The sequence below is a fragment of the Myxococcus dinghuensis genome (assembly GCF_024198235.1).
GTDB classification, from domain to species: Bacteria; Myxococcota; Myxococcia; order Myxococcales; family Myxococcaceae; genus Myxococcus; species Myxococcus dinghuensis.
In genome coordinates this window covers 636754-654522 of record NZ_JAKCFB010000001.1, presented here as the reverse complement: position 1 = coordinate 654522, position 17769 = coordinate 636754, and the positions used below count along the sequence as shown (strand labels likewise).

The 17769-nt window shown below is 71.1% G+C and carries 17 protein-coding genes; 7 read left to right on the top strand and 10 right to left on the bottom strand.

Annotation, left to right across the window (positions count from 1 at the left end; genetic code table 11):
- The first annotated feature begins 103 nt into the window (after positions 1-103).
- Together LZ198_RS02425 and LZ198_RS02420 are read left to right on the top strand one after the other, a co-directional pair.
- Positions 104-1228, top strand: a complete 1125-nt coding sequence (locus LZ198_RS02425) for a serine/threonine-protein kinase (RefSeq protein WP_253970203.1) — start codon at positions 104-106, stop codon at positions 1226-1228.
- The gene (locus LZ198_RS02420; protein ID WP_253970202.1) at positions 1225-2187 is read left to right on the top strand and encodes an RluA family pseudouridine synthase; all 963 of its coding nucleotides are present in this window, start codon (positions 1225-1227) and stop codon (positions 2185-2187) included. Before LZ198_RS02425 ends, LZ198_RS02420 begins: the two co-directional genes overlap by 4 nt.
- A 57-nt stretch (positions 2188-2244) precedes the next feature.
- Here the strand turns inward: LZ198_RS02420 and LZ198_RS02415 are convergent, their stop codons facing one another.
- Positions 2245-2658 carry a secondary thiamine-phosphate synthase enzyme YjbQ gene (locus LZ198_RS02415; RefSeq protein WP_253970201.1) on the bottom strand — a complete coding sequence of 138 codons (414 nt, stop codon included), beginning with the start codon at positions 2656-2658 and terminating at the stop codon, positions 2245-2247.
- Between the two features lie 85 nt (positions 2659-2743).
- Between LZ198_RS02415 and LZ198_RS02410 the strand changes: the two genes are divergently transcribed.
- A complete protein-coding gene (locus LZ198_RS02410) occupies positions 2744-3340 on the top strand; it encodes a hypothetical protein (protein WP_253970200.1) in 597 nt (198 codons plus the stop codon).
- Between the two features lie 43 nt (positions 3341-3383).
- Here LZ198_RS02410 and LZ198_RS02405 read toward each other — a convergent pair whose 3' ends face one another.
- Positions 3384-4607 (bottom strand): MFS transporter, encoded by a 1224-nt coding sequence (locus LZ198_RS02405; protein ID WP_253970199.1) that lies wholly within the window; start codon positions 4605-4607, stop codon positions 3384-3386.
- A 93-nt stretch (positions 4608-4700) separates the two neighbouring features.
- Between LZ198_RS02405 and LZ198_RS02400 the strand changes: the two genes are divergently transcribed.
- Positions 4701-5582, top strand: a complete 882-nt coding sequence (locus LZ198_RS02400; protein WP_253970198.1) for a LysR family transcriptional regulator — start codon at positions 4701-4703, stop codon at positions 5580-5582.
- 7 nt (positions 5583-5589) lie between these two features.
- Here LZ198_RS02400 and LZ198_RS02395 read toward each other — a convergent pair whose 3' ends face one another.
- Complete coding sequence (locus LZ198_RS02395; RefSeq protein WP_253970197.1) at positions 5590-6192, bottom strand: hypothetical protein; 603 nt, start codon at positions 6190-6192, stop codon at positions 5590-5592.
- Between the two features lie 139 nt (positions 6193-6331).
- On the opposite strand from LZ198_RS02395, the gene LZ198_RS02390 reads away from it, so the two are divergent.
- Positions 6332-7345 (top strand): hypothetical protein, encoded by a 1014-nt coding sequence (locus tag LZ198_RS02390; protein WP_253970196.1) that lies wholly within the window; start codon positions 6332-6334, stop codon positions 7343-7345.
- A 64-nt stretch (positions 7346-7409) separates the two neighbouring features.
- On the opposite strand, the gene LZ198_RS02385 is transcribed toward LZ198_RS02390, so the two are convergent.
- Entirely contained in the window at positions 7410-7763 is a 354-nt protein-coding gene (locus LZ198_RS02385) for a hypothetical protein (RefSeq protein ID WP_253970195.1), read from the bottom strand.
- 142 nt (positions 7764-7905) lie between these two features.
- Positions 7906-8550, bottom strand: a complete 645-nt coding sequence (locus LZ198_RS02380) for an HAD-IA family hydrolase (RefSeq protein WP_253970194.1) — start codon at positions 8548-8550, stop codon at positions 7906-7908.
- Between the two features lie 186 nt (positions 8551-8736).
- On the opposite strand from LZ198_RS02380, the gene LZ198_RS02375 reads away from it, so the two are divergent.
- Together LZ198_RS02375 and LZ198_RS02370 are read left to right on the top strand one after the other, a co-directional pair.
- Positions 8737-9696 (top strand): quinone oxidoreductase family protein, encoded by a 960-nt coding sequence (locus LZ198_RS02375; RefSeq protein WP_253970193.1) that lies wholly within the window; start codon positions 8737-8739, stop codon positions 9694-9696.
- 218 nt (positions 9697-9914) lie between these two features.
- Positions 9915-11126 carry a DNA polymerase IV gene (locus LZ198_RS02370; RefSeq protein ID WP_253970192.1) on the top strand — a complete coding sequence of 404 codons (1212 nt, stop codon included), beginning with the start codon at positions 9915-9917 and terminating at the stop codon, positions 11124-11126.
- 11 nt (positions 11127-11137) lie between these two features.
- On the opposite strand, the gene LZ198_RS02365 is transcribed toward LZ198_RS02370, so the two are convergent.
- The 5 genes from LZ198_RS02365 to LZ198_RS02345 all read right to left on the bottom strand — a co-directional run bounded on the left by LZ198_RS02365 (position 11138) and on the right by LZ198_RS02345 (position 17752).
- Positions 11138-12055: a DMT family transporter gene (locus LZ198_RS02365; protein ID WP_253970191.1), complete on the bottom strand. Its 918-nt coding sequence runs from the start codon at positions 12053-12055 to the stop codon at positions 11138-11140.
- On the bottom strand, positions 12052-13770 hold the full coding sequence (pcnB, locus tag LZ198_RS02360) for a polynucleotide adenylyltransferase PcnB (protein WP_253970190.1): 1719 nt from the start codon (positions 13768-13770) through the stop codon (positions 12052-12054). The genes LZ198_RS02365 and pcnB overlap by 4 nt, the downstream gene beginning before the upstream one ends.
- A 598-nt stretch (positions 13771-14368) precedes the next feature.
- Positions 14369-15412 (bottom strand): phosphatase domain-containing protein, encoded by a 1044-nt coding sequence (locus LZ198_RS02355; protein ID WP_253970189.1) that lies wholly within the window; start codon positions 15410-15412, stop codon positions 14369-14371.
- Positions 15409-16455 (bottom strand): phosphate acyltransferase PlsX, encoded by a 1047-nt coding sequence (gene plsX / locus LZ198_RS02350; RefSeq protein ID WP_407667372.1) that lies wholly within the window; start codon positions 16453-16455, stop codon positions 15409-15411. Before plsX ends, LZ198_RS02355 begins: the two co-directional genes overlap by 4 nt.
- A 1-nt stretch (position 16456) precedes the next feature.
- Complete coding sequence (locus LZ198_RS02345; RefSeq protein WP_256559211.1) at positions 16457-17752, bottom strand: MFS transporter; 1296 nt, start codon at positions 17750-17752, stop codon at positions 16457-16459.
- Positions 17753-17769 lie beyond the last annotated feature (17 nt).

Sequence of the window (17769 nt, the reverse complement as noted above, 5' to 3'; positions counted from 1 at the left end):
GGAAAAGTGAAATGAGCGCGCGAATGTTCTGCCTTGGACCATGCAACCAGGCGTCACGGAGTTTGACCCTGGTGCGACGTGCTCCGTAGGATCCGCGGCACGCATGCCCCCGAAGGTCATCGGTCCCTACCGCGTCCTGGAGACGCTCGGCAGCGGCGGGGCGGGAACCGTCTATCGGGCCCTGGACCGCCGCACCAACGACGAGGTCGCGCTCAAGCTCCTGTCGGCCGGACCGGCCCTGGACGAGCGGGCCGCGAAGCGACTCGTGCGCGAATTCGAGACGCTCGCCGACCTCTCCCATCCGAACGTGGTGAAGGTTTTCGAGGCGGGTGTACACCAGGGCTGGCCCTATCTGACGATGGAGCTCATCGAAGGGCTCACGCTGCGTCACTACCTGGACATCCGAGGTGACGACCTCGTGTCGCCCAGCAGCAGCAGCGTGCCGCGCAGCCCGCTGTCGGTGCGCCGCACGGAGGACGACGACTTCGGTCCGGGCAGCGACAGCATCTCGGACTCGATGGGGACCTCCTCGCCCGGCGCGGGGCTGTTCAGCCTGGACGCCTTCAACGAGGAGGCGCCGAGCGAGGACATGGGCGGCTTCGGGGGCATGGGAGACGACAGCCCCGACTCCGACGACTCACTGGAGGGCTTCGACCTCCCGCCGCCGCCCCCGCCCCGCAAGCCCGCGGACGACGGGCGCCTGCTGCGCGAGGAGGAGCTGAACCGGCCCGAGCGCATGGGGCGCCTCAAGGACACCATGCTCCAGTTGTGCGAGGCGCTGGCCTACATCCACGGCCACGGGCTGGTGCACCGCGACCTCAAGCCCTCCAACGTCATGGTGGACGAGGACCGCCAGGTGCGGCTGATGGACTTCGGCCTGGCGAAGTTCCTCGCGGACGACGTGGCCATCACGGAGGCCGGCAAGCTGGTGGGCACCTACCGCTACATGGCGCCCGAGCAGATCCTCGGCGAGCCGCTGGATGGACGCTCGGACCTGTACAGCCTGGGGGTCATCCTCTATGAGCTGCTCAGCGGGCGGCCCCCCTTCGAAGCGAAGACGCCGCACGAGTTGTGGCGGCAGGTGCTGGAGACAGAGCCTCCGCCGGTGCTGGCACTGAACCTTCACGGGGACCCGCAGTTCGCGCGCGTCGCCCACCGCCTCATCCGCAAGGAGCCGGACGACCGGTTCCAGACGGCCGAGGAAGTCTACGAGGCACTTTCCGAGTGAGCGCTCCCAAGCTGCACACCTTCGCCGTGGCCGCCGACAAGGCGGGCCAGCGGGTGGACCTGTTCGTCGGTGACGCGCTGAGCCTGTCGCGCGCCCGGCTCAAGCGACTGTTCGAGGCCGGCGCGGTGAAGGTGAATGGCCGCCCCGCGAAGAAGGGCCTGCTGGTGGCCGCGGGCCAGCAGGTCGCGGTGGAGCTGGAGGAGGAGACGCGCGAGGCCGTCCCGGACGAGGACTTCCCCCTCGTCGTCCTGCACGAGGACGCCGCGCTGCTCTTCGTGGACAAGCCCGCGGGCAAGCCGTCGCATCCGCTCCAGTCCGGCGAGACGGGCACCGTGGCCAACGCCCTGGTGGCGCGCTTCCCCGAGTGCGCCCAGGCGTCCGTCGACCCTCGCGAGGGCGGGCTGTGCCACCGGTTGGACGTGGAGACGTCCGGGGTGCTCGTCGCGGCGCGAACGCGCGCGGCGTGGACGACGGTGCGAGATGCCTTCGGGGAGCGCGCCGTGGACAAGCGCTACCTGGCGCTCGTGACGGGGCCGCTCGCGGACGAGGGCGACATCGACCTGCCCCTGCGCCACCACCCGCGACATCCGGACCGCGTGGAGCCGGCTCCGCACGGCGCCGAGGACGCGCGCGAAGCGGTGTCGCGATTCCGGGTGCTGGAGCGCACGGGCGAATACAGCCTCGTGGAGGTGCGCATCTTCACCGGCGTGCTGCACCAGGTGCGCGCGCACCTGGCGGGAATCGGCGCGCCCATCGTCGGCGACACGCTCTACGGAGGGCGCGAAGCCCCGGAGCTGGGGCGCTTCTTCCTGCACGCCCGGGCGCTCGGCCTGGCGCATCCGGAGACGAAGCGCCCCATGCACGTGACCAGTCCCCTGCCCCCGGAGCTGCGCGGGGAGCTGGAGCGGCTGGGACTGCGCGTGCCCGGCCAGCGGCCGGAGCCCTCCAACGAGGCCTGAGCGGCAGGCACTCGACGCCGATGAAGGGGCTGGAGCCGCATCGCGGGGTGGGCGGGACTATTCGCCCATCACCTTCACGATGACGCGCTTGCGGCGCTGGCCGTCGAACTCCGCGTAGAACACCTGCTGCCATGGCCCCAGGTCCAGCTTCCCCGCGGTGACGGGGATGATGACCTGGTGATGGACGAGCATCGACTTGAGGTGCGCGTCGCCGTTGTCCTCGCCGGTGCGGTGGTGGCGGTAGTCCGGCCCCTCGGGCGCGAGCTGCTGGAGCCACGCCCAGATGTCCTCGTGGAGACCAGCCTCGTCATCGTTGACGAAGACGCCCGCGGTGATGTGCATCGCCGACACGAGCACCATGCCTTCCTGGATGCCACTCTTGCGGACGAGCGACGACACCGTGTCCGTGAGGCGCACCAGCTCCCGGCGCTGCTTCGTCTCGAACCACAGGTACTCGGTCAGGGTCTTCATCGGTGCGGGCGACCTCCTCGCCCGATTCTCTCACCGACGCGGCGCCCCACCAGCGCCGTCTGGGCAACCTGCATAGACTGTTGGGATGACCTCACGCGCCTTGTTCGTGTTCATGCTGTGCATGTCCGCGCCGGTGCTGGCGCGGGAGCCCGAGTCCCGCCCCTTCGACATCGTCATCGTCGGAGGAGGCAAGAGCGAAGCCGAGGCCCGAACCGCGCTCGACACACTCGCGGCCCGGGTGACCTGGGTCCGGGTGGCCAACAGAAGCAGCGGCGTGGGGGTGAGGAAGTCCGACGACTTCCCGGGCCTGACGAAGGGCCAGTACGTCGCGGTCCTCGGCCTCTGTCCCCGCGGGGGGAAGGCGAGGCCCGCCCCTCTGCTGAAGGCCGTGCAGGGCCACGCGCCCGGCGCCTACGTCAAGCACATCCAGGGACGGTACGACGACTCCTGCCCTCCCCTGGAGGCATTCCAACCTCCGGGAGCCAAGGAGAAGCCGCTCCTCGACCGCATCCAGCGGGAGCCCACCTCCGCCAAGGCCTATGTCGCGTACGGGGAGTTCCTCAAGGACCAGCGACGCTTCGACGAGGCGGCGGCCATGGCCAGCCACGCCCATGACCTCGACCCGGACGACCCCATGCCTCCGGTCCTGCTCACGCTGATTGAAGCCTCGCGCCCGGACTGAAGCGCTCCGAACCCGCACCAGCCCAGGCGAGGGCTCGACCGCGTCACCCCCTGCTCATCGCGGGCGGGAAACCATGACGCCGCGCCCGCCACACGACCCACGACGTGGGCACGAGCAGCAGCACGAGCGTCCAGGGGAACGCGCGGACCCCCACCGTCTCCAGCAACACACCGCCCAGGAGCCCACCGCCCGCGATGGCGATGTTCCACACCGTGACGAGCATCGACTGGGCGACGTCCGCCGCCTCTCCCGCGGTCTTCGCGGACGCCGTCTGGAGCAGCGTGGCCACGCCCCCGAAGGCGAGCCCCCACGCCGCCATCCCCGCGTAGACCACGGCCGGCGTGCTCCCCCAGAGACCGAGCAGCACGCCCACGCCGAGGAACAGCGCCGTGCTGCCGAGCATCAGCTCCCGGAGCCACCGGTCGATCATCACCCCGATGAGCCAGATGGAGACGAGCGCGGACACGCCGAAGACGAGCAGGACCACGTCGATGCGCTCCGCCAAGCCGGACGGGACGATGAAGGGCGCGACGTACGTGTAGAGGACGTTGTGCGCGAGCACGAACGCGAGCGTGGCGAACAGGACGGAGCGGACTCCCGGCAACGTGAAGACGCTCGCGAGGGACAGGCGCTGGTCCGCCGCCTGCCCCGGGAAGTCCGGGAGCTTCGCGAGGACCCAGCCCACGAGGAACACCGTGAGCACGCTCATGATGCCGAACGTGGAGCGCCAGCCCACGGCCGCCCCCAGGAACGTGCCCGCCGGCACGCCGAGCGACAGCGCCAGCGGCGTGCCCACCATGGCGACCGCCATCGCGCGGCCCTGGAGATGCGCGGGCACCATGCGGGCCGCGTAGCCCGCGACGAGCGCCCACAGGAGCCCCGCGAACACGCCCGCGAAGAACCGCGCCGCGAGCGTGAGCACGAAGTGCGTGGACACCGCGGTGAGCGTGTTGACGACGGCGAACCCGGCGATGGCGACGAGCAGCAAGGGTTTGCGGCGCCAGCCCTGCGTCGCCGCCGTGAGGGGAATCGCCGTCAGCAACGTGCCCAGCGCGTAGAGCGTGACGAGCTGCCCCACCATGGACTCCGACACCGCCAGGTCCACGCTCATCCGGGGAAGCAGGCCCGCGGGCAGCGCCTCCGTGAGGACGGTGATGAAGGCGGCCATGGCCAGGGCGAGCAGGCTCGGCAGGGGGAGTCGTTCGGAGTGGGCCGCGCCGCCCGAGACGTCGGGCGAGCGCGCGGGAGCGGTCGGAGTGGAAGTCATGGCGCGCAAGGTAAAGCCGTCGCCGGGTTCCAACCACGAGGCTAGAGTTCCGGACACATCGGACATCGATGTCCGGAATCATGGAGGGCACGGATGGACAGCCTCGGCTCGCTCAACGCGTTCGTCCAGGCGGCGGAGACGCGCAGCTTCACGCTCGCGGGGCGGCAGCTCGGGGTGTCGTCCTCGGCGGTCGGCAAGGCCATCGCACGACTGGAGGCCCGGCTGGGCGTGCGCCTCTTCCACCGCTCCACGCGCACCATCACCCTGACGCCCGAAGGCGCGCTCTTCCTCGAGCGCTGCCGCCGCATCTTCTGCGAGGTGGAGGCCGCGGAGCTGGAGCTCGCCCAGACCCAGGGCGCGCCCCGGGGGCGGCTGCGCGTCAGCATGCCCATCGTCGGCATGTTGATGATGCCGACGCTGAGCGCCTTCATGCGCGCCTATCCCGACATCGAACTGGACCTGGACTTCACCGACCGCGTCGTGGACGTCATCGACGAGGGCTTCGATGGCGTCGTGCGCGCGGGCGAGGTAGGCGACTCGCGGCTGATGAACCGGGTGCTGGGCACGTTCCGGCTCATGCTCGTCGCCTCCCCCGACTACCTCCGCCGCAAGGGAGCGCCGAGGAAGCCGGAGGACCTGATGGCCCACGCCTGTCTCCACCACCGCTTCGCCACCAACGGCAAGCTGGAGGCGTGGCCGCTGCGCAAGGGGCGCAAGGAGCTCACCCTGCCGACGACGGCGGTGGCGAACACCATCGAGCCCCTCATCTTCATGGCCGAACAGGGCCTGGGCATCACCTGCCTGCCGGACTTCGCCATCCGCCGACAACTGACGCAGGGCACGCTCGTGGAGGTGCTCGACGGCCAGACCCATCACCGGGGGACGTTCCGGATGTTGTGGCCGTCGAGCCGCTATCTCTCGCCCAAGCTGCGCGTGTTCGTGGACTTCATGGCGAAGCACCTCTTCGCCACGTGAGCCCCCGTCAGTACGCGTAGAAGACGGCCGGCGTCGTGCTGGTGAAGTAGTTGTAGTACGTGGCGACGTAGTTGCTGCCGCTGCCCGTCTCGCCCGGGAGCGGCCCCGTCTTCTGGCCATAGGCCACCAGCGTGGTGCCCGCGTCCGTCTGGTCCAGGTTGCAGCTCGTGACGTTTCCCGCGCCGAAGTTCACCACGATGGCGTCGCGCCGCACGTCCCCGAGCGTCGCGGGGTCGATGTGGATGACACGGCATTGGGTGTTCCCGCTGCCGCTCGGCGAACCCTTGAAGGAGAACGACGCCGCCAGTCCGATCTGCGTGGCGATGACGGCAATGAATGGCGTGTTGTACGAGCGTCCCAACTCCACGCTCGCCGCCGCGTAGGGACAGGTCGCGGAGGCCTGTCGCGTCAGGTTGATGGCATTGACCGGCGGATTGGGCAGGGGAATCAGGGTCGAGGTGATGGTGTACGTACAGCCCTGGAACGTCGCCGTGGTCAATCCCGCGCGCTGCTCCGAAAGGGACTCCTGCTCGGGCGACGACTCGGGAAGACCGCAGGCAGACAAGGACACGACGGCACCAAGGCAGGCGATGCGGGCGAAGACTTGCATGAGGTGTGGGCTCCAGTAGGGAGGAATGGACAGCCTATCCCAAACCCGACAAAACCATCACAAGGCACGCCCATCCACGTGGCGCGTGTTGGACCCTCCCCATGATGAAAGGCATCCATCCTGCCTTTGGAGAGACGACATGCCGCCCGTCCGTGGCCCCTCACGTCCGCGCTCGAACTCCTTGCAGTCCAACTCCTCCGCCAACCCCACCGCCGCCCCTGCTCGGCCCACGGGGACACCCCGCACGCCGAAAGCACCCGAGTCGAGCGGCCTCCACTCCCATCAGAAACAGGACACGACGGGAGGCTCCAAGTACACCATGGACCTGATGGAGCAGCCGCAGCGCAAGCATCCGGCCGTCAACCTCACCCCGCAGCAGGCGGCAGCGCAGGCACCTCCGCCCCCGCCTCCGCCCCCGGGCCCTCCCCCGACCCTCCAGACCAGCAACGCCGTCGCACAGGCGCGACCACAGCCCTACGTCAGCCCGTTCAACGGCAACAACCTCCAGGGCTCCTCGGGGTACGTCCGTCAGTCGAACATCGCGCGTGAGCCCGCGCTCCCCCAGTCCATCGCGGTGGACCCCCACTCCCAGGAACTCTTCCGCAATGGGAGCAAGGGCAACGTCTTCTCCGGCGTGATGAACCTGAACAGCGGACAGATCCACCTGACGCCCCTGGTCCCCAGGGATGGCGGGCCGAATGGCCCCCACTTCCCCCTCGACAAGCTCGCCCAGGCGAAGACCGGGACGGAGGCAGGCGGAGCGAAACCCGCCATTCCGCTCCTCCATACGAACTTCACCCAGCGGTTCGCCAACCTCCAGGCCCAACAGACCGCCCAGGCTCCGGCGGGTCAGGGACAGACGCCAGCCTGGCTGGCGGAGAAGAAGCGCCGGACCGACATCTCCAGCCACCAGCAGCTCGTCGAGCGGGTGGGAGGCAATGAGTCGGACTACGTCGGCTTCTCCGTCCACCGGGGTGAGAAGGGCGACATCAGCAGGATGTCCTTCACCTCGCGCTCGCTGAACAACCCTCACTTCGAGACGCGCCCCACCGCCACCAGCCACGGCATCCCCACGACCTCCGCGGACGGCAGGCTCTCGGAGCGGTTCGCGAGCGAGGTCCTCAAGGGCCTGAAGCGGGACCTCGAGCCCTGAACCAGACGACTCCGCTGGCGGCGGACATGCCCGTCAGCGGAGTCTTCGAGGGACGGAGCGGCGGCTACTTGTGGACGAGCATGTAGTTGGCCGAGCCGGTGTACCAGGTTCCATGCGGCGCGTTGGAGTACCGGTACTTGTATTGAGCGACGACCTGCCACGTGTATTGGTTGATCTGCACCACGTAGCAATCGATCCTCAGCAAGGCATTGTCCCCCTCGGAACCGGGCTCCTCCATCCCCAGCCGGTAAGGCGAGACATGGAGGACCCAGTCGCCAACCGTGCCGTAGGGGACGGTGATGAAGTCCCCGTGATTGACGACACCGCCCTGCGCGTTCTGCGCGTGGCTTTCGCCGGCGTACAGACACGAGAGCAGCGCGAGTACCGCGAGGAACGAGAGCGGATGACTGCGAGACATGGAACCTCCAGGGGTGTCGACACGGGCGGGATGGCGCCGTGCCGGGGCAAACCCTTGTCGGAGACGCCGCGCGACTTCAACCAACCCACCCTCGGGGCTGAGTCATCCAGCGGCCATCCCGTCATTCAATGACAGGGATTGGTCACCGCCCCGGCCCACCGGGCAGGAGCATCGCCCGCAGGTCCTCCACCGCGTGGAATAGATAGACAGGCCCGCGCCGCGCCAGCGCGTCCGCCTCCGTGTAGCCCCAGCTCACCGCCGCCGCCGCGATGTCCGCCTCGCTCGCGGCCTCCAGGTCGCGAATCTCGTCGCCGACGCAGAGCGCCTCCTCGCGCCGCACGCCCGCGCGCTTCACCATCGCGCGGAACTTGGCGGCCTTGCCGAAGAGTCCGGCGCCACAGTCGAAGTGGTCCACGTGGGTCACCAGCCGCCCCAGCACGGCGCGCACGGAGGCCTCGCTGTCCGAGCTGACGATGGCCACCGACTTCCCAGCCGCCTTCAGGTCCACGAGCAGCTCCGGGACGCCGGTGAACAGACGCGTGGACGCCGCCGCCGCGAGCTTCTCCCGGCGCATGTGACTGATGATGAACGGCAGCTTCCACGCGGGGACCTTCATCCTCGCCATGATTTCGCGGCCGGAGAGGCTGCGCATGGACTCGAACTCCTCCGGCGACAGGCGCGCCAGCCCGAACCGCTCGGCCACGCCGTTGAACACGGCACGGAACCACGGAAACGTGTCGGCGAGGGTGCCGTCGAAGTCGAAGATGATCAGGCGGTATGCGGGCATGCGCGGCTCCCGGGAGTACCACGGTCGACGCCGCGACGGGGACCACGCCCTCGCGCCCCGGGCGCGTGTCCGCCCGCCAGCAGGAGCCGTCCGCGCTCCGCGTTGTCGCTGGCCCTCCCCCGCCGGGCGGGCGAGAGTCCGGGGCCTCCCGGGGCCGCGTGGCTCCGGGCCTGGAGGGAGCACGGAATGAAGGCGGCAATCCTGGAGGTGCTCGGGCAGACGCCCCGGTTCGGAGACTTCGACGAGCCCACGGCCGAAGCGGGCGAGGCGCTCGTCACCGTCGAGGCGGCCTCCATCAAGCAACTCGATCGCGCCATCGTCGCGGGCACGCACTACAGCAGCCCCCGGAAGCTGCCCGTCGTCTGCGGCACGGATGGAACGGGGCGGCTCGCGGACGGCACTCGGGTCTACTTCTCCACCCACCGCCGGCCGTTCGGCGCCATGGCCCAGCGCGCGCCCGCGACCTGGACGGTGCCCATGCCGGAGGGCCTCGACCCGGCCCTGGCCGCCGCCATCGTCAACCCCGGTCTGGCCGCGTGGCTGCCCCTGCTGTGGAGGGGCCACCTGCGTCCGGGCGAGTCCGTCCTCGTGCTCGGCGCGACGGGCGCTTCGGGGAGGCTCGCCGTCCGCGCCGCCCGGCTCCTGGGCGCGGGGCGTGTCGTCGCGGCGGGGCGCCGGCAGGACGTGCTGCGCACGCTCGGCGCGGACGCCACCATCGACCTGCGGCTCGGCCGCACGGAGCTCCAGCAGGCCTTCGCCGCCGAGGCCGCGAAGGGCCTCTCCATCGTCGTCGACTACGTCTGGGGACCGGCGACGGAGGCGTTGATCTCCGCGCTGGTGAAGTCGGACCTCGGCACGGAGGACACGCCCGGTGAGGGGACCCGCATCGTCTCCGTGGGCGCGATGGCGGCACCCGACATCACCCTGCCCTCCGCGGCGCTGCGAGGCTCGCGCCTGTCCCTCATCGGCAGCGGGACCGCGAACTTCCCGCCCGTCGACCAGATGAAGCCCATGGTCGCGGACATCCTTGCCCGCACCGCCCGGGACGAGCTGTCCCTGGAGGTCGACCGCGCCCCGCTGTCCAGCGTCGGCGAGGTCTGGGCCCGCTCCGACGACCCCGACCGGCGCCTCGTGCTCACCCCGTGAGGGCAATGCCTCTCACGTTCGCGCGGGCCCACGAGGCCAGCCAGACGCACCACGTCTGGCTTCGCCCGGAGGGCCGCTCCACGCCCCGCCGACGCGATGGGAGGGCCGCTGGCCGAGGGGAGATGGCGGCTCCGGTTGCAGGCGCATCCGGGGTGCGCTCGCGACTTCACCTCCACGCACTTCAAGCGTCAGAGGGAGTCGTTAGAGTGACTCTTGCGATGCGAGCCATCATCCACTTGGACATGGACGCCTTCTATGCGTCCGTCGAGCAGCGGGACAACCCGGCCCTCAAGGGCAAGCCGCTCATCGTCGGCGGGCACGCCCAGCGCGGCGTGGTGGTGGCCGCCTCGTATGAAGTCCGCCCCTTCGGCGTGCGCAGCGCCATGCCCATGTCGCGCGCGCTGAAGGCCGCGCCCCACGCCATCGTCGTCAAGCCGCGCTTCCCCGCGTACGCGGAGGCCAGCGAGCAGGTGTTCGCCATCTTCGAGCGGTACACTCCGCTCATCGAGCCGCTCTCCCTCGACGAGGCCTTCCTCGACGTCACCGCGTCGGTGGGCCTGTTCGGCACGCCGGCGGACATCGCGCGGCGCATCCGCAAGGAGATTTCGGAGGAGCTGGACCTGCCGTGCTCCGCGGGCATCGCCTCCGCGAAGTTCGTGGCGAAGATCGCCTCGGACCTGGCCAAGCCCAACGGGCAGCGCGAGGTGCGGCCCGAGGAGACGGTGGCGTTCCTCGCGGGCCTGCCCGTGTCCCGGCTGTGGGGCGTGGGGCCCAAGACGGAGGAGTCGCTCCAGCGCGCCGGGCTGAAGACGATTGGCGACGTGGCCAAGCGCGACGTCGAGTGGCTGGAGGCCCGGCTCGGCTCCAGCGGCCGGCACCTGTGGGAGCTGTCGCAGGGCATCGACACGCGCGAGGTGGTGCCGGACCGCGCGGCCAAGAGCGTGGGCGCGGAGGACACGTTCGAGGAGGACCTCACCGGCGTGGACGCCCTCAAGCCCCACATCCACGCGCAGGCCCTGCGGGTGGCGCGGCGTCTTCGGCGCGCGAACCTCAAGGGCCGGGTGGTGCAGCTCAAGCTGAAGCTCTCCGACTTCACCCTCCTCACGCGGCGCACCACGCTGCGCGAGGCGACGGATGACGGACAGACGCTCTACCGCGCCGCGCTGGAGCTGCTCGAGCGCGCGCACGAGGGCAAGCCCATGCGGCTGACCGGGGTGAGCGTGCAGTTGGACGAAGCGCCGCCCCAGTTGGGCCTCTTCCCCGCCGCGCCGCCCCGCACGGCGAAGCTGAACGCCGCGTTGGATCGCATCGCGGACCGCTTCGGCAGCAAGGCCATCACCACGGCGGACATCGCGGGCACCAGCGGCGCCGCGGACGCGGAGGAGCACCGGTCCGAGCGCCCCGTGGAGAAGAACAAGCCGCGGCGCTGAGGCCGTGCCCGTCAGTCCGCCGCCGGCACCAGGTCCGGGGGTGGCGGCTGGCGCGCCGACTCCTCGCGCGACATGAGGACCACGCCCACGAGCGCCAGCGCGCCCCCCGTCAACTGCACCCAGTCCGGCGTCTCGGCGAGCAGCGCCGCCGCCCACACCGTCGACAGCACGGGCTCCCCCAACGCGGCCACCGCGACGAAGGGCGCGGACAGGTGGCGCACGGAGGCGTTGAGCAACGAATGGCCGATGAGCTGCGGCACCAGCGCCAGGGCCACCAGCACGCCCCAGGTGCGGGGCGGGAAGCCCGTCAGCGGCGCGTCCACGGCGCCGTGCGCGGCCACCAGCGCCACGGCGGCGACGGCGTAGACGACGCCCACGTAGGAGCCCAGCGACAGGGCCTCCCGCACGCGCCGCCCCACGACGAAGTACACCGCCGCGAGGATGGCGCCGACCACCGCGAGCACGTCCCCCCAGAGCGCCGTCCCGCCCGCGGCGAAGTCCCGCGCGCCGATGAGGACACTCCCCGCGAGGCACAGGAGCAGGGCCACCACGCCCCGCCTGCCCACGCGCTCGGACAGCGCGAGCCAGGCGAAGAGCGTCACCCAGACGGGCTGCGTGGTGACGAGCGCCACGGAGCTGGCCACGGTGGTGTACTGGAGGGAGGCGATCCACGTCGCGAAGTGCAGCGCCAGGGCCACCCCGGACAGCACGAGCCAGCCCCAGGTGCGGGCGGACAACGCGGACAGCTCCTCGCGTCCCCGCCACAGCGCGAGCGCGAGCAGGGGCACGGCGGCGAAGACGAGGCGCCAGGCGGAGATGGCCAGCGACGGCGCCTCGGCGAAGCGGATGAGGGGCGCGGCCCAGGAGACGGCCACCACGCCCACCACGAGCCCGCCATACACCCGGGCCCGTGACTGGGAGGCGCTCACGCCTCGCCGGCACCCGAACCGGAGGAGCCCGCGGACGCGGAACCCTCCCCGGAGGAACGGCGGCGGCGGCGGCGGCGGCGGCGCTTGCGCTGGCCCCCCGGCTCCGAGCCCTCGCCGTCAGCGGACTCCGCGCGCGGAGACGGCACCTCGCCGGCCTTCCACGCGTCGAGCTGGTCCCGCCCCTCGCCGGTGGCCTCCACCGTCATCTCGTAGACGGTGAGCGCCTCTCCGAACAGCGGGTGGCGACGGAAGGCGGCGCTCTTGCGGCGGCGCTCGCCCGACAGGGTGCGCTGGGCCAGCAGCAGCATGCGGCAGCGCTCGGCGATGCGGCGGGGCAGGCGCGCGGTCTGCACGAAGCCCGCGAGCAGCTCCTCCACCACCTGCGACACGGAGGGGCGGCCCCCCTCCTGCGGCTCGGCCGGCGGCGTGGAGCGGCTGATGGGCACCAGCAGCGCGGCCAGGAGGATGGCGTCGTCCAGCGACTCGCCCGCCCTCACCCGCCGGTCCAGCGACTCGGCGAACGCGTAGAAGGTGCGCTCGCCCTCCTTGCCGTGATGCTTGAGGTACGCGTTGACCGGCGGCAGCAGCAGCTTCAGCGCGTCCAGCGCGTCCAGCAGCTTGAGGGCCGGGGCGGAGACGCCGCCGCGGATGAGGCGGAAGGTCTCCTCCAGGAGGCGCGCGGGCGCGCAGCGCGGCAGGTCCTCCACCGCGCCCTCCATCGCCGCGTAGGTGCGCGACTCGATGTCCAGGTCCAGCTTCGCGGCGAAGCGCACGGCGCGCAGGATGCGCACCGGGTCCTCGCGCATGCGGACCTCCGGGTCGCCGATGGTGCGGATGAAGCGCTCGTCCAGGTCGCGGCGCCCGCGGACGTAGTCGATGACCCGTCCCTCGCTCACGTCGTAGAACAGGCCGTTGATGGTGAAGTCCCGGCGGCGCGCGTCCTGCTGCGCGGTGCCGAAGACGTTGTCGTGGGTGATGAGCAGGTCATCCTCCCCCGCCTCGTGCTCCTCCTCCGGCGCCGCCGCGCTCTCCAGCTCCGTGGGGTTGGCGCGGAAGGTGGAGACCTCGATGATCTTCCCACCCTTGAAGTAGACGTGCGCCAGCCGGAAGCGCCGACCGATGAGGCGGCAGTTGCGGAAGATGGCGCGCACCTCGTTGGGGTGCGCGCTGGTGGCGACGTCGAAGTCCTTGGGCTTGCGACCCAGCAGCAGGTCGCGCACGCAGCCTCCCACCAGGTACGCCTGGTGTCCGTGCTGGTGCAGGCGCAGCACCACCTTCAGCGCGTCAGGGTCCAGCTCGTCCGGGTCGATCTCCGCCGGCTCGCCCGAGGCGCGCAGGTGGGGCGCGTGCAGCTCGCGCTCGAAGGGCGTGGGCTCCGGCTCCGGCTCGAGCACGGTGGGCACCTGCTCCACCTCGTCCTCGCGCGCGGCGGCGTCCGCGGCGTCCTGCGCCTCGGCGGCGGCGAGCACCTCCGCGGCCCCCAGGACGGCCTCGTCGAAGCCGTTCTCCAGGCCGTCGGACTCGTCGTCGTCCTCCTCGTCGTCCTCCGCGTCGTCGTCGACGTCGGGGGCGAGCAGGCGGGCCGGCGCATCCATCGCGGGGAGGGGGCGCTCGGCTTCGGAGACGGGTGTGGAAATCGTGGGTTCAGCGGACACGGGCTCGGAGGCGTTCGCCTGTTCCGAGGGCGGAGCTGTCAGCTCCAGATTGGAAGACATGGAAACCTCTTGTTCGCCGCGCTCGGAGCCCACCGCCGCCTCGAATGAGGTCACCTCGCGCGCGTCGAATTCGGGCGCAGGTGGCGGGGGACCGCCGGCAGGCGGCGTTTCAGTCAAAACTCGCTTCATCACCTTGGACACCCCGACCCGGGGTGCTTCAGGGGCAGCCGTCTATAGCGCATCCACCCATGGGGGGTGTAGCGCACTTTGTGCGGGCCCTCCTGGAGGGTGGAGCCGTCGTACCCCACCCGGCGCGTCCCGGGCGAAGGGGGGCCTGGCCAGGCGGTCGGAGAGGGGGCGAAGGGCATCCGGTTCGGGGCGCGCTCCAGGGGCGGCGGAATGTGGCACTCACGCACGAGTATCCACCTCGTGACCGGAAGCCCGCGGGGTCGCCGCCCTCCCGGATGACTCTGTTCCCCATCAACACTCCGGTGGCCCGAAACGTTCTGGGAACAATCCGTCCCGGCCCCCCGCCCGCCTGGAGGGTCCCCCCGACAGACGGCACACCGGGGAGGGCACGCCCGGGAGCCCCGGGGGCGACCAGGCGACCCCCATCCCCGCCGAGCCACCCCGGAGGTCGGGCGGCCTGGGGTGGACCTCAGGGGGAGGGCTTGGTGCGGCCCTTGTGGTTGCGCGGCAGGGCGTGGTGGATGAGGGAGACGTAGTCCACCGCCTGCACCGGCGGGGGCGGAGGCGGCGTGCCCAGCGCGGCCAGGCGCTTGCTGAAGGCGGAGAGGATGTCGGGCATGGGCCGCATCGCCGCCAGGAGCTTGTTGGGCCCCTCCAACGCCTGGGACAGCGCGATGGCCGCCTGCTGCAGCGGCAGGCCCCGGCGCAGCAGGTCCTGGAACGAGTTCGACAGGGTGATGATGTTGTGCCCCGCCGTCTGCACCATCTCCACGGCGATCTTCAGCACCTGGGGCGCGGACAGGTGGCCGTCCGCGAGCAGCACGAGCGCGGCCTGGAAGTAGTTGAAGATGGGCACCACGCGCGGCCCGTAGGGCGTGAAGTGCGCGGGCGGCGTCAGCTTGTCCAGGTGGATGAAGATGCGCCGCACGGGGTCCGCGACGGCGATCTGCTTCCACGCCGCCCGCACGCGCTCCGCGTCGTCCGGGTACACCCCGCCCGCCTCCAGCACCTGCGACAGCACGCGCTCGTCCACGCGCCCGGCGATGAGGTCCGCGTAGAGCGAGTAGATGAACGCGTCCGCCTCCGCGTCGTCACCGAAGAGCACCTCCTCGGCCTCCACCGGCGCGTGCACGCGGCTCTCCAGGATGGCGGGCAGCTTGTAGCCCACCTGCCCGCGCAGCGCCCGGAAGCGCCCGCGCAGGAGGTTGCCCACGTTGTCCTTGAGGACGAACTCGTCCCACCGCACCCCGTCCAGCTTGAGCTTCTCCTCCAGCACCGCCCGCATCTGCTTGGGGCTGCCGGAGACGATGCACAGCCGCGAGTCGCCATTCTCCGACAGCTCGCGGATGAGCGCGCTGGCGCCCGGCACCGCGACCTTCTCGTGGGCCTTCTGGAAGGCGGTGCGCAGCAGGTCCTTGAGCGAGTCGAAGTCCGTCTGGAGGTACGTCTTGTCCAGGTCCCAGCGGTAGATGCGCCGTGGCGGACGCGGATCGATACGGTCCGGCAGACTCACTTCTGGAGGCCTTCCCGGATGGCCTGCCCCAGGTTGTTGGCGACCACCTTCGCCGCCACCTTGCCCGCGTTGGCGATGGCGCGCGCCTTCGACCGGCCGTGCGCCTTGATGAAGATGCGGTCGAACCCGAGGATGGGCGCCCCGCCGTACTGGTTCCAGTCCGTGATGTCCTTGATGCGCTGGATGCCGCTGGACAACATGGCCAGGCCCGCGCGCCAGCGCAGGCTCTCCTTGTAGGCGTACTGGGCCAGCTCCACGACGGTCTCGTGCACGCCCTCCAGCATCTTCAGGCACACGTTGCCCACGAAGCCGTCCGTGACGATGACGTCCGCGGTGCCCTTGGGGATGTCGATGCCCTCCACGTTGCCGATGAAGTTGATGGCGCCCATCTCCGACAGGCGCGCGTGCGCCTCCACCACGCGCGGCGGGCCCTTCTGCGGCTCCACGCCGTTGGAGAGCAGCGCCACCTTGGGCCGCTCGTTGCGGGAGATGATGCGCGCGTACGCGGAGCCCATGACGGCGAACGTCACCAGGTCCTCCGCGTTGGCCTCCACCGTGGCCCCCACGTCGAGGATGAGGGAGAAGGGGTCCTCCTTGGCGCCGCGCACCGAGCGCGTGGGGTACACCGTGGCCAGCGCCGCGCGGCGCACGCCGGGGATGAGCTGGAAGTGGCGCGCGCACGCCAGCACGCCCGCGCCCGTGTTGCCCGCGGACACCAGGGCCTGGGCCTCGCCCTCCGCCACCAGCCGCGCGGCCACGGACACGGACGCGTTGGGCTTGCGCGCCAGCGCCTCGCCCGGCTTCTCGTCCATGCCCACGAAGTCCGCGGCGTGCTGCACGGAGATGCGCTCGCCGTTGTGCTTGGTCTCCGCGAGCGCGTTGTCGATGAGGGTGCGGTCCCCCACCAGCAGCGCGTGGATGTGAGGGGAGTCCAGGGAGAGTTGCGCGGCACCGCGCACCACCTCCGCCGGGCCGTGGTCCGTCCCCATCACGTCGAAGGCAATCGTCACCGGCTGCGGCTGCTTCCCCACCATGGCCTCCATCTTACGACCTTTGTCCGGCCCTGGCGCCTGACATTCTCGCCTGGAGCACCAGGGAGGATGCCAGCAGCGCCCCCAGTCCCACCATCGCCGCCGCCGTCCCATACGGCGCCGGGGGGCCCATGCGGGTGAACAGCCACCCGCCCAGCGCCGGCCCCAGGATGCGCCCCAGCGAACCGGAGGCCTGGTAGGCCCCCAGCACCGCGCCCAGCCGCTCCGGCGGCGCGTGCAGCGACACCAGCGCGGACAGGCACGGGTTGGTCAGCGCCGAGCCCACCGCCAAGAGGCCCATGACGGGGAACAGCCACCCGTAGGTGGGCGCCATGGGCAACAGCCCCAGGCCCAGCGCGGTGAAGACGAAGCCCGCCGTGGCCACCTGGGCCTCTCGCGCGCCGCCGCCCTCCCCGCCCACCAGCCGCCGCACGAGCCCGCCCTGCACCAGCGCGCTCAACACCCCCACCGCCGCGAACAGCCACCCGGCGCGCAGTGACGCCTCGCGCAACACCGCCGCGTCCGTCACCACCGGGTGCAGGAACAGCCCGCCCTCCAGCGCCACCGGCCCGCTCGAGAGGAAGCGCGTCAGGAGGTACACGGAGAAGGTGCCCTCCATCTGCGAGAAGGCCGTGGTGTAGGCCAGCACCAGCACCAGGCAGCGCGCCACCACCGGCAGCCCCAGCGCCACGCCCACGCCCTTGAGGGTGCGCGCGTGCCCCGCCGGGGCCCCGGGCACGCGGGACTCCGGGAGGAAGAACCAGGTGCACGCGAGGTTGACGGCCACCAGCGCCGCGGCGAACAGGCCGATGGCGAGGTTGCCGCCCCACGCGCCCAGGAAGCCTCCCAGCGCCGGCCCCAGCACGAAGCCGATGCCGAACGCCGCGCCGATGACGCCCATCCCCTTCGCCCGCTCCTCCGGACGGGTGATGTCCGCCACCACCGCCTGCGCGGTGGCGATGTTGCCCCCGGACACCCCGTCGATGACGCGGGCCAGGAACAACAGGGGCAGCGAGTGCGCCACGGCGAACAGCAGGTAGCCCACCAGGGAGCCCACCTGGCTCGCCAGCAGCACCGGCCTGCGGCCGTACCTGTCGCTGAGGCGGCCCAGCACCGGGGCGGCCACCAGTTGCATCAGCGAATACACGGAGATGAGCAGCCCCACCGTGAAGGGCGAGGCTCCGAACTTCACTCCGTACACGCCCAGCTGCGGAATCAGGATGCCGAACCCGATGAGGTCCAGCGACACGATTCCGAACACGACGCGCAGTGACGCCGTCCGGCTCACCCGCTGCTCCTTGCTCTCCAGAAAGAAAAACCGCCGGA